The organism is Alistipes sp. CAG:268 (assembly GCA_000434235.1).
Lineage (GTDB): Bacteria > Bacteroidota > Bacteroidia > Bacteroidales > Rikenellaceae > Alistipes > Alistipes avistercoris.
Genome location: FR891975.1, coordinates 44,522 through 56,335, shown reverse-complemented (window position 1 = coordinate 56,335; position 11,814 = coordinate 44,522). Strand labels below are relative to the sequence as shown.

Genomic DNA, 11,814 nt, shown 5'->3' with positions numbered 1-11,814 from the left:
CCGGTGATTCAGAGAATAAAACGCCGTGCGGAAGTCTGTCGATCGCTGCCGGTTACCTGTGGACGCCGAGGTAACGATACGGGTAACGGTCTGGTAACGGTTGTCTCGCTACGGTGTGCGGTTGACTGCTCCCTCAAAAATGGAAAATCGCCTCATTCCAAACCATTTACGTTTTCGTTGCCGCCATCTGCGAAATGCCGTCAGAGCATGTTTTTCACACGCAGCAAGGCACTTCTTCGCCACCTACACGCTGGCCAACGGCGTCTCGATCGAGAGCGTCGCCAAGATGCTCGGACACTCCGACACGAAGATGACGCGTCACTACGCCAAGGTGCTCGACCAGACCATTCTGCGCGAGATGAACGCCCTGCCCGCCGACCTGTAATACAGACGGCGATGGAGAGCGTTTTCACGGGGTCGATTGCGATCGACGGGGAGCGGGTCACGGTCCGCCGCACGGCCGGGGGCGAGGTGTGGCTCACGCAGTCGGAAATAGCCCGGCTGTTCGGGGTCTTCGAGGCGGCCGTGCGGGCCAACATCCGGGCGATTTACCGCTCGGAGGCGCTGCGCAGGGGCCGCACGCTGCGGATCGTTCACGGCGTGGAGTTGTACAGTCTGGAGATGATCGCGGCGCTGGCCTTCCGGCTGCGGAGCCTCGAAAGCGAGGCCTTCCGCCGCTGGCTGCTCCGACCCGCCGGGCCCGAGATCCGGCTCGTGGCAATCGCCGGCGAGGAGCCGGTCTGCTGACCGGCGGCGCCTCGGCGAGGGTCCGGAATCCGGAGCCCTTCCCCCAAACCCATATACACACCAGCGGACGCTGTCTCCCGTTGCGGAGGCGGCGTCCGTTTTGTTTGGCCGGACACCCGGCAGCGGGAATGCCTGCACCGAGGATCGGGTCTCGGGCCCGTGCGTCGGAGACAAAGGGTTTTCCCGCGCCGGAGGCGGTCGGCGGCACATCTTGAAATGTGCTCAAACGACAAAAATGTGCCCAAACAACAATTGCAGAAAATGCCCATTCGACAAAAATGTGCGATTCTGACAAATTCCGCACATCGGGGCGTTCGGAGCCTCGGATTTCTCGATTTTTTCACCTACCTTTAGTCTGTCCATGCACCTTCGGACGTACTGCCTCGGACAAAAATTTCCAACACCCCATATACCACACAGGAGCAGAAACCCTTTCCAACCGGTCTGTCTGGAGCCCGGCAATGGCAATGAGCCGCCCATACCGAAGACAAAAACCGCACATACAAACTCAATATAGAATAAGTATACCTATGAAATCATTTTACCTGCTGACACTCGCTGCCGCCGTTGCCCTTGCCGCCTGCAGCAACGACGACTCAACCCCCGATCCCAATCCGAGCCCCGCGGATACCGGACTCGTCATCGAACAGACCGAGTACACGCTCGATGCCCTGGACAACCGCTCTGCAACCCTCACCTTCTCCGCTTCGGCCGACTGGACGCTCACCGTCACCGGCGAAGACGCGGATTGGCTGACCGTCACGCCCGCAAGCGGCACGGCCGGCAGCCAGACCGTCGAACTGGCGGCCCGAAGGAATTTCAGCGAGGCGGAACGCATAGTCCGTCTCGAAATCTCCTGCGGCAAGCAACCCGCGCCGGTAACCGTCACCCAGTACATGACCGACATCACGGATTTCACCGACCGGTTCGCCCCGTCGTTCGCCCGCGGATTGCAGGAGATGGGCCATATCTACGATGCGGGAAAGATCTCGCGACAGGATATGGAATATCTGGCCAATGTGATCAGGCTGGACGATTTGAGCGAGTATACCGAACCCTTGACCTCCCTGCAAGGGATCGAGTATTTCGAGTCGCTGCGAAAACTGGATTGCTCCGATACGGACCTGACCGAGCTGGTTATCCGCAATCATCCGTCACTGATCGAGTTGCATTGCAGCTCGGATCCGATCACCTCGCTGGATGTCAGCGGATGTACGGCATTGAAGACGCTCACCTGCTACAACAGTGAGTTGGCATCGCTGAATGTCTCCGGTTGTACGTCGTTGCAGGAGATAATGGCCTACAGGGCCCAATTAACGTCATTGGATGTCAGCGGCTGCTCGTCGCTGCAGTACCTGGACTGCAATGAGAACGGGTTGACGTCGCTGAAGCTCAACGGCAGCTCGCCGCTGCAGCACCTGTCTTGCAACAAGAACGGGTTAACGTCGCTGAGTCTCAGCGGCTGTACGTCGCTGACAGAAGTGGACTGCACCGACAACCAGTTGACGGAGTTGGATTTCAGCGGTTGCTCATCATTGATCATACTGAGTTGCTACAACAATCAGTTAACGACACTGAATCTCAGCAATTGTACGTCGCTGATGGGGCTGGCCTGCGACAGCAATCAGCTGCCGTCGCTGGATATCAGCACTTGTACGAAGTTGCGGACATTGATGTGCGAGAACAATCCCGGCGACGGAGTTTCAACCTTCCCGATCACAGCCTGGTTCGACAACTCGAACATACCGGCGAATCTCAGAATATTGCCCATGGAGTGGACCTACGACGACAAAACGATCGCCATCGATTTCCGAAAGACGGAATAGCCACCCTAACCCTTGTTCCTAACCGATAACAAACACAAACGCGATGAAAACCCTGAAAACGTTTTACCTGCTGACACTTTCAACCCTCCTTTCCCTTGCAGCCTGCAGCAAGGATGAAGGATCTGACACCCCGCAGCCTCTGACCATCGAACAAACCGAGTATACGCTCGACGCCATCGACAACCGCTCTACGACCCTCTCCTTCACGGCCTCGGCCGCCTGGACACTCTCCGTCGCCGGCGAAGACTCGGGCTGGCTGACCGTCACGCCCGCAATCGGCACGGCCGGCAGCAAGAGCGTCACACTGACCGCCGCGCCCCGAATCACGGAGGAGTCCCGCACGGCTTATGTGGACATCGCCTGCGGAGCGCAGACCGTGCAGATAACCGTTACCCAGACAGGGGCATCCGCCGATGCGGATTTCACCTCGCTCTTCGACCCGGTATTCGCGGATTTTCTGGAACAGGAAGACATTATTTCCGATGTGGGAAAGATCACGCGGCAAGACATGGAAACGATTGCCAGCGTCACCGAACTGGAAATTGGGAGTGGCCACAGCAGTTCCGAATCTCTGACCGACCTGCGGGGTATCGAGTTTTTCAAATCGCTGAAACATCTGGGTTTCCAAGAAACGGCTTGGACCTCACTGGATGTCAGCGGCTGTTCAACACTGACACTACTATACTGTTTAAGAACAGAATTTACGAAGTTGAATGTCAGCGGCTGCACAGCGTTGCGGACATTGGACTGCGAAGGGGACAGATTGACGTCGTTGGATGCCGGCGGGTGCACGGCATTGGAGATTCTGAGCTGCAAAAAAAGCAGGTTGACGTCGTTGAATATCAGCGGCTGTACAGCCCTGAAAGAACTGAACTGCCGCGACAATCAGTTGGCGACGCTGGACCTCGGCCAATGTCCGGAGCTGCAGAAATTGGACTGCTGCGACAATGGCATGACGTCGCTGGATATCAGCCATTGCACGGCATTGCAGGAGCTGCATTGCTTTGACAATCTGTTGACGGGGTTGGATATCAGCAAAAACCGGGCATTGAACTACTTGCGGTGTGAAAGGAATCCCGGCAACGGACTTTCGACATTCCCGATCACGGCCTGGTTCGACAACGAGACGCGTCCGGAGAGTTTGTCAATCAACTACTTATCTTGGGTATACAATAATCGGGATACCACCATCGACTTCCGGAAGGCGGAGTAGCTCCGCCCTGCTTTCTACTGGGCGACGCGCCAAAGACGGTCCGGAGCACTCCGGGCCGTCTTTCGTTTGCCGACAAGGCCCGCCGCCATCACGGCAAGGCGAAATAGTGCTCTTCCAACACCCGCTCGATATCCGACTCGCGGTAGAGCACCTTGCCGCAGACGCAGTAATAGGGGATCTCGCCCGAGGAGCGATACTCCTGCAGCGTCCGGCGGCTGATCTTCAGCCGTTCCGACAACTCACGGTCCGTCAGGTAGCGTTCGCCGCCCAGCGTCGGACGGAGCGCCCCGATGCAGCGGTCCAGATCCTGTTCCATCTGCTCCAGCGTCCGGAGCAGCGACTCCGGACGTTCGTCCGTTTGAAAAACCGATTGCTTGTCCATAACCGTCCCGTTTTACGACTGGCGCCGACAGCGGTAGGCCGCCGAGGCCAGCAGCCGTTCGACATCCGCGGTTTTGTAGTAGACCTTGTGGCGGATCTGCGTGCAGGGCAGCAGGCCCCGTTCGCGGTAACGCTGCAGGGTCCGTTTCTGAATGTTCAGCAGGAGGCACACCTCCTCGTTGTCGAGCCAGTGCTGCAGGGTCTTGTCCTGACGCCGGCACAGCTCCGACACCCGCCGTGCCAGCGCCTCGATGCGCGCGACCAGGCGGTCGTAACTCCGTTTTTCAACCATCATGTACTCCATAATCTTGTGCGTTTAGGGTTTCGGGAGCGAAGATAGGGCATCCCGGGCCGATTGATCCGCCATCGGTGCGCTATGGCAGTGGTTGGCGTCGGTGTGGCACCGGTTGGCGTCGGTTTCGGGGGTGCGACGCCTCCCAAAGAGCGGATTTCGGACGACCGTTCGGGAACCGGACGGGCACATCGAGGTATCGGCATCCGGGCAGGAAGCGGGCGGAGGAATTTCGGTATGCCGCAGTGCTCCCGGAGCTTCTCACCCGGGCGGATGGCATCCGCTTCGGCCGCAAAGATACCACGGAGCCGTCGGGCCGGGGCGCATCAAGCCGCCGGGGGTTTTGACACCGATCTTCCTCGACGCGCCGGGGCAATTCGGGGATTCAGCGGCGGCGGGCGAGCGTATCGGCGTCAAAAATCCGTCCCGGGCCGGGCTCCGCGTGGAAGAAGACGTCCGAACCCGGATACCATCCGCGCCGGCTCCGTTACGGCACCGAGATCCCGCACCCGAGGCACCTCCGTCGCGTACCCCCACAGCGCGGGTAGCCCTACCCTACCCGATTCCCGCCAACCGGCCTCGGAGGTATACGCTCCTCGGAGAGGCGTCCCGTTTCGCTTTCACCGTCCCGGAAAACCTCCGACCTTCCACCCGGCATCGGAATCTCCATCGGCCCACCCATACTGATATCAACAAAACAGCAAGCCAGCAAAACTACACAACAACACAACAGCACAACAACAAAACAAAACAACTGGGAAACAGAAGACCATGACTTCAGTCAGTACTGAAGTCAGTCAGTACTGACGTCAATCAGTCAGTCGGTCTTTTTGAATAAGACACCCTGCGGTTGAATAAGACGCCCTGCGGCCTTCTTTTTTTGACCGTTTTTGTTCCCGATGTCGGCTTCGGGGACGGGCGGTTCGCCTCTTCAGATTGGTCGGCGAACAAGCGGGAACGGGGCGTGATATTCGACCCGTTGTTAGGGGCAGAAACATTATATGTTTTGGCCCCGGCAAGCTGTGTTTTCCGTTACGCGAAATAGATTTCGTAACAGAAAACAGCTTGCCCGCAAGGGGGTGGAAAACTCCTCCGAAGTCGTCGTTTTTTACAGGGGCCACCGTGGCCCGGCCCGAATTCCCGACAGCCGGCGGATTCTCGCCGGCTTCACTCAAGACCCGTTCGAAATGCGGTCGAAATTCAATCATACAGCACTCGAAAACGGGTCTTTACAAGCACAAAAAAGGGGGACGATTCTGTAGAATCATCCCCTCAAACAGGCCCCATTCGGCACGCTTTTCTGCCGAAAAAAGTTCTCAAACCGGAACGATATCCGAGCGTTCGGAAACGTTTTTCAACCCGGGTTCACAGCAATCCGAATTTGAATTCCGTCAAAAAAGACAAAGGGTTCGGGTACAAAAAAGGGCCGATTCCCCGGTAGGGAATCGGCCCTTTTTGAACTCCAGCTCTCCGAATTCTCAACCTTTCGGAACGGGCAAATGGCTTTCAGAATCTACTTGAAATCCTATGGGGAAAACCGTTTTGATCGCAGCTGAAAGAGTGTAAAGGTTCTTGCTGTCTATTCTCCCTCGACTATACGGGAAACCCGACTTTATCCTTATCCGTGATTTTCCTTAATACCCGGCAAGGGTTTCCGGCGGCCAGAACACCCGAAGGAATATCGTGGGTTACAACACTTCCTGCCCCAATAACCGTATCATCACCGATGGTCACACCGCTGAGGATGGTGCAACCACCGCCAATCCAAACTCGGTTTCCGATAGTAATAGGTTTGGGAATTAAGGCTCCGGCGATACGTTCTGCCGAATCGAGGGAATGATTGCCCGAAAATGCACTTACGTTAGGACCAAGCAACGTATTATCCCCGATTGTTATCTGTCCGCAATCAAGAAGCGTACATCCAAAATTAATATAGACATCATTCCCGATCGTAATGTTTTTGCCGAATTCACAGGTAAAATTCGACTCCAGCCAAACGCGTTCTCCTACTTTCTTGAAGAGTTGACGCATGATTTCCTGACGCCGATCAGTCTCTTCGTCTTCCGTACGGTTAAATTCCTTGAATAGCTTTTTGGCTTGAACCCGCAGGTCGAACAGATCACCATCAAAATCATTATAGATCTGATGTTTCTACATTTTATCCCATTCTGTCATATTTCGTTAACTTTGAAGTGATCGAAACGATTCTCAGTAGCAAAATTAAATAATGTGAAGGTCGGATATTTGTTCAATCAATCATTCCTGATGTTTCTGCTTGATTCTCATTAGCGTCATACACAAGTTGCGAACAAAAAGAAAAGATTCAGCCTCGTATGTTCCATCCAAAGAGACTCTTACTCATTTTCAGCCCGGCATAACTGAGAGCTGAGCGTCGTTGGGGCCATACAGCAGATTTATCCGGGAATGCAGCTTTTTCTATGCTGTCAAAATTCAACCTTCCCTACCATTATCTTCAAAACAATCGTTTTGCCATTGCAAATATAATGTTTTTCAGTAAACAGTGATCCGGTCTATCTCAGAGATAACAGACTCCGCTTAACCGGACAAGTTGCGGGTATATTCATAAAGTGCATGGGAACCGAATCTTTTGCGAAATATTTTCACCGAGCACCGTATGCCGGGCCCGAGTTTCGGTTGGATTCCGACGAAAAAGCAACGGTTTCAGGCATAAAAAAGGCCGATTCCCCGGTAGGGAATCAGCCCTTTTCAGACCAGTTGGAGCAACTAGACGAACCGTCCGTCGTCGATCGGCGTGAGATCTTCGAGGACCTGTTTGATGTGCTGCTCGCGCGAACGCGGGCAGATCAACAGCGCATCCGGCGTATCAACCACGATATAGTCGTGCAGCGAATCTACCACGACGACCTTCTTGCCGGCCACCTTGATCAGGCTGTCGGTCGTGTCGTAGAGCTTCGAAAAGGTCGGCACGACGTTGCCGTCGGCATCCTTCGCCGAGAGCTCATAGAGCGAACCCCATGTTCCAACGTCGTTCCAACCGAAATCCGAACTCCGCACGAAGACATTGGCTGCCCGCTCCAACACCCCATAGTCGATCGAGATCGACGGGCAGCGCGAGAAGATCTCCTCCACGGCCGGCCGTTCGTCGGGCGAGGCAAACGCCGCGGACCGTTTAGCAAAGAGGCCGTAGACCTCCGGGAGGTGGCGTTCGAGCGCCGCGAGGATGCTCTGCGTCGACCAGACGAAGATCCCGGCATTCCAGAGGTAATTGCCCGCCGCCAGGTAGCTCATGGCGGTCTGCAGATCGGGTTTCTCGCGGAACGAAGCGACCGGCGAGATCTCCCCGACGGATGCGGTCTGGATATAGCCGTAGCCCGTGTCGGGGCGCGAGGGACGGATGCCGATCGTCACCAGCGCATCGCGCGCCTCGGCAAACTCCATGCAGGAGGTGATGTCGCGGCGGAACTCCTCCTCGTCGAAAATGAAGTGGTCGGACGGCGCTACGACCATCGTCGACGAAGGCTGCAGCGCTTTGAGGCGGAAGGCCGCATAGGCGATGCAGGGGGCCGTATTGCGTCCGACGGGTTCGCACAGCACCTGCTCGGGCCGGAGCTCGGGGAGCTGCTCGAGAACCAGCTGCCGGTAGGCGGCATTCGTCACGACCAGGAAGTTCTCCGCCGGGATGATCGGCGCAAAACGTTCGAACGTATGGCGGATGAAGCTCTTCCCCGTGCCCAGAATATCGAGGAACTGCTTGGGAAGGTGGCGTCGGCTGGCCGGCCAGAAGCGGCTGCCGATTCCTCCGGCCATGATGACGCAGTAGCGATTTATTCGATTAGACATATCTTAAGGCCGCCCTATATTCGAGCCGCTATCTAAATAATCTGAAAAGATTACTTGCCTTGTTAATACAAGGCACAATACTGCTGGGAAATATGTTTCCAGGTATACTCCTTTTCCGCGATCGATTTCATAATATCGCCTCGCAAATCCGTCCGCTGCAAAAGCCTCTCCAGCTCCTCCACATTCGAAAAATAGTACGCCTGACCTTGTGTAGTTTCCCGGTTATACACCACATCGTAGGCCAGAATCGGGCATCCGAAAAACATGGCCTCCACCAAGGAAGGATTTGTTCCTCCGGCACTATGTCCATGAACATAAAACCCGGCATTCGACCGCAACGCATACAACACGTCCAGATCATAGATCGCATCCAGGCACGAAATATTGGGATAAGTATTATAGCGCTCCTTTAAATTCCGGGCATACTCGCTGTGATTCCAATTGCCAATGAACACAAGACGTTTCTTACTACGTGCAAAGGCCTCCAGGGTGATATGACAATTGTTCTCCGGTTCGATCCGGCAAACGGTAATTGCATATTCGCCCGGTTTCAGCCCATATTGATCCAAATACTTTTGCTGCGTCTCTTCCGAAAGATTCCGCCAGACATGATCTCCTCCGTAGGCGATTAACGCCGATTCCTTGTGGTAGGTTTCGCGGACATAATCCTGGATTCCTTTGTTGTCAGAGATAACGACATCGGCATAACGAACGGCCATGGACTCCGAAAAGCGAAGAATCCATCGGGCTACGCGTCCCCACTTATCCCGACGATGTTCAAGACCATCAATATTGATGATAAGCCTTTTGCGGAAGAAAAGCCGGAAAATCGGGAGAAAGCTGCATCCCGACACACCCAAAACCAGCACTACATCATAACCGCGAATCGCTTTACATAATGAAATGATGTCGTATGGGATGCTTTGACTTCCATTGGCGTGCAAGGGAATATATTTCAAGCTACACCCTTTATAGGAGGGGTCCCGGCTGGAGAGATCTTTGCTGCTACAAAATACCGTATAGTGAATATCTGCCGGACAATTCTCTCCGATAATATTCTCTACCAAAGACTCAAAGCCACCATAGCGCGCAGGAACTCCCTGCGTGCCTATAATCGCAACTTGTTTCATAATATGAGATTTAGATAAGCGAATCCTACAGAAAGCAGGTCAATAAAACTATTCCCTAAGAATAGACTCTATCTGCGTACACATATGGGCCTCATTATACATTGAAGCTGTAGCAAGGGCTCCTTTGGCCAGTTTATCATAAAGTGCTTTTTCTGAAAGAATATGATTGATTTTTATGACAATCTCACTAAAGTCCTGGACATCTATTTTATAACCATTCTCCCCATCTTGAACCATCTCTGCAATCCCTCCGACAGTTGGGACTATTACAGGAAGACCTGCCGACATAGCCTCCAACGCGGTTAAGCCAAAAGTCTCTATCGCATAATGCTTATCAGTCAGATTTAAGACGATAGACGCGCGGTTATAAAATGGAGCTACGTTTTGTTGACGCGAATATACCGTCAGATTCTCCAATAAAGGGAGTTCGTTGACATGCCAATAGGCATCTATATTCTCCTGATTTTCATTGAGTACCAACTCGAACTTATAATCAGGTAAAGCCTCGGCCAACCGGACGAATACAGTTGTCCCCTTATATTGTTTCAAGGAACCTAGCATCAAAACTCTTTTATTCAAAAAAGCTTTATCTGGACAGGGGTGCAAATTGTGTATGAGGCTCTCAGGAATAGCATTAGGCACTATATAAACGCCTTTTTCTCTTCGTAAAAAAGAACGTTGATAATTTGACACACAAATTATTTTCGTTGCCAGAATCTTCATTATATACGCCAGCAACTTATAAAATGCCCCCTTGGCAAACGCATTCTCATGATAATGATAAACCACTTGCTTCCCCATCAAACGACCGGCGAGTGCGGCCCCAACAGGCAGGATCGTATTGATATAAAATAATACTCCAGGATGAAACAAGTAGCGAAATGAGAAAAAGAACAAATATCCTTGTACAAACAAATATCGGATTAACGCGATTACTGGATTTGTAGAAAATTGATATGAATACTTATAAATACAGATATCGCCGTTTTGACAAAGATCATTTAAAGCCCCATTCCCATTTGACGTAACAAGATCTATCTTATTATTCTGCCCAAGCAATCCCTGCAGAACCATCCTTAAGACCTTTGGACTGCCGCTGTAATCATTCAGCAAATGAAAACAAACTATTTTACGCATCGAGAGTTGTGATTTTTTATTGCTGCATCATAACAATCCAATATTATTTTCTCACGCTTGTCCCACGAATATTTTTTTGCACATTGCAATACGCCTTCGGCCAATTGTTTAAACTGTTCGGGGTGATCAATAAGATTATCTATTTCCTTGGCAAGATCATGCACGCATTGGTCATAAGTATGAATAGGAATGAGTATGCCACATTTGTCACAAATCGTATCGTGCATACCACAATGATCAAAACTCATCGTCGGCACGCCATAACTCATAGCCTCCCAGATAGTCGTCGGATTTCCTTCTTTTACGCTTGTAACTACATGCAAATGTGCCTCATTAAACAATTTTACAGCTTCTGTTCGAGGTAATTCTCCATACCATTTAACAATAGACTCCAAATGATTCCGTCGAGCATATGTTTCCCAAGCTGTTCGCATCGGACCATCACCAACAATATCCACAATTATTTTATGGCGATTTGATAAATAAGTAAGAGCTTCCAATAAGATATTAACCGCTTTACCTGCGACTAATCTACCTATAACAATTAAATGATACTTTGTTTCATCACTAAATTTGTTATAATTTAATGTCACAGAGGTTGTAATTGAATTCTCTGGCAAATAAAAATTAGGTTTACCAAATCGTTTTTTAAAAATTGTTTGATTTTCCGATGTTGCTGTTAGCAAAAGATCAGTGCGACTTAAGGCCCGCTTTAACTGATGAGAATATTTTAATTGTAAGCTATTTATAATATTTCTTATCCAAAACTTAAATTTCGAAGATAAAGGAGATTTCTTTAACAATTTTATTGAAGCATTATCTGCTCCGCCAATAGGCCCCCACATATATGGGATATCCATTTTCCACAAATAACCAGGTTCACGATATCCTATTGGACCAACAAAATGAATTAAATCAAAATGTTCACTGTCATGCAACCTTTTCGCAATCCCATATACCTGCTTTTGCCATTCGTGATATGCAAAATAAAAAGTATAATTAAAAAAATTATGACGATTGCACCAATTAAGTAGATTTACCCATTTATTAGGCTGGACATCTATAAATACAACATTATGAATACCTCCCTTTTCTTTAATATAATTTTTCATTTCACTACAATCACCTAGATGCGTTCCAGACACGCCATAAATGACTGTTAAGTGGTGATATTTTGACATCCTTTGCACATAATTCCATGCAACCGAATATTCTGATCCCTTCGTCGGGGATAATTGATAAGCGAGAACTAAAATATTCATAATT

The 11,814-nt window shown here is 51.4% G+C and carries 11 protein-coding genes; 4 read left to right on the top strand and 7 right to left on the bottom strand.

Annotated features, from left to right (window positions below; genetic code table 11):
* Positions 1-139: 139 nt before the first annotated feature.
* From QZL63_RS02380 to QZL63_RS02365, 4 genes are all read left to right on the top strand, one after another.
* Positions 140-385, top strand: coding sequence for a tyrosine-type recombinase/integrase (locus QZL63_RS02380; RefSeq protein WP_022307739.1), 246 nt, complete (start codon positions 140-142; stop codon positions 383-385).
* Between the two features lie 11 nt (positions 386-396).
* On the top strand, positions 397-747 hold the full coding sequence (locus QZL63_RS02375; RefSeq protein ID WP_022307738.1) for a hypothetical protein: 351 nt from the start codon (positions 397-399) through the stop codon (positions 745-747).
* Between the two features lie 530 nt (positions 748-1,277).
* The gene (locus QZL63_RS02370; RefSeq protein WP_022307737.1) at positions 1,278-2,573 is read left to right on the top strand and encodes a leucine-rich repeat domain-containing protein; all 1,296 of its coding nucleotides are present in this window, start codon (positions 1,278-1,280) and stop codon (positions 2,571-2,573) included.
* A 43-nt stretch (positions 2,574-2,616) separates the two neighbouring features.
* Complete coding sequence (locus QZL63_RS02365; protein WP_022307736.1) at positions 2,617-3,786, top strand: BACON domain-containing protein; 1,170 nt, start codon at positions 2,617-2,619, stop codon at positions 3,784-3,786.
* A gap of 88 nt (positions 3,787-3,874) precedes the next feature.
* Here the strand turns inward: QZL63_RS02365 and QZL63_RS02360 are convergent, their stop codons facing one another.
* From QZL63_RS02360 to QZL63_RS02330, 7 genes are all read right to left on the bottom strand, one after another.
* Positions 3,875-4,102, bottom strand: coding sequence for a helix-turn-helix domain-containing protein (locus QZL63_RS02360; protein WP_157359521.1), 228 nt, complete (start codon positions 4,100-4,102; stop codon positions 3,875-3,877).
* 78 nt (positions 4,103-4,180) lie between these two features.
* Positions 4,181-4,471 carry a helix-turn-helix domain-containing protein gene (locus QZL63_RS02355; protein ID WP_022307735.1) on the bottom strand — a complete coding sequence of 97 codons (291 nt, stop codon included), beginning with the start codon at positions 4,469-4,471 and terminating at the stop codon, positions 4,181-4,183.
* A 1,581-nt stretch (positions 4,472-6,052) separates the two neighbouring features.
* Positions 6,053-6,601: a sugar O-acetyltransferase gene (locus QZL63_RS02350; protein WP_290585646.1), complete on the bottom strand. Its 549-nt coding sequence runs from the start codon at positions 6,599-6,601 to the stop codon at positions 6,053-6,055.
* A 603-nt stretch (positions 6,602-7,204) separates the two neighbouring features.
* Positions 7,205-8,281, bottom strand: coding sequence for a mannose-1-phosphate guanylyltransferase (locus QZL63_RS02345; RefSeq protein WP_290585639.1), 1,077 nt, complete (start codon positions 8,279-8,281; stop codon positions 7,205-7,207).
* Between the two features lie 62 nt (positions 8,282-8,343).
* Positions 8,344-9,411, bottom strand: coding sequence for a DUF1972 domain-containing protein (locus QZL63_RS02340; RefSeq protein ID WP_022307732.1), 1,068 nt, complete (start codon positions 9,409-9,411; stop codon positions 8,344-8,346).
* A 48-nt stretch (positions 9,412-9,459) separates the two neighbouring features.
* Complete coding sequence (locus QZL63_RS02335; RefSeq protein WP_022307731.1) at positions 9,460-10,548, bottom strand: glycosyltransferase family 4 protein; 1,089 nt, start codon at positions 10,546-10,548, stop codon at positions 9,460-9,462.
* Complete coding sequence (locus tag QZL63_RS02330) at positions 10,536-11,810, bottom strand: glycosyltransferase family 4 protein (protein WP_022307730.1); 1,275 nt, start codon at positions 11,808-11,810, stop codon at positions 10,536-10,538. The genes QZL63_RS02335 and QZL63_RS02330 overlap by 13 nt, the downstream gene beginning before the upstream one ends.
* Positions 11,811-11,814 lie beyond the last annotated feature (4 nt).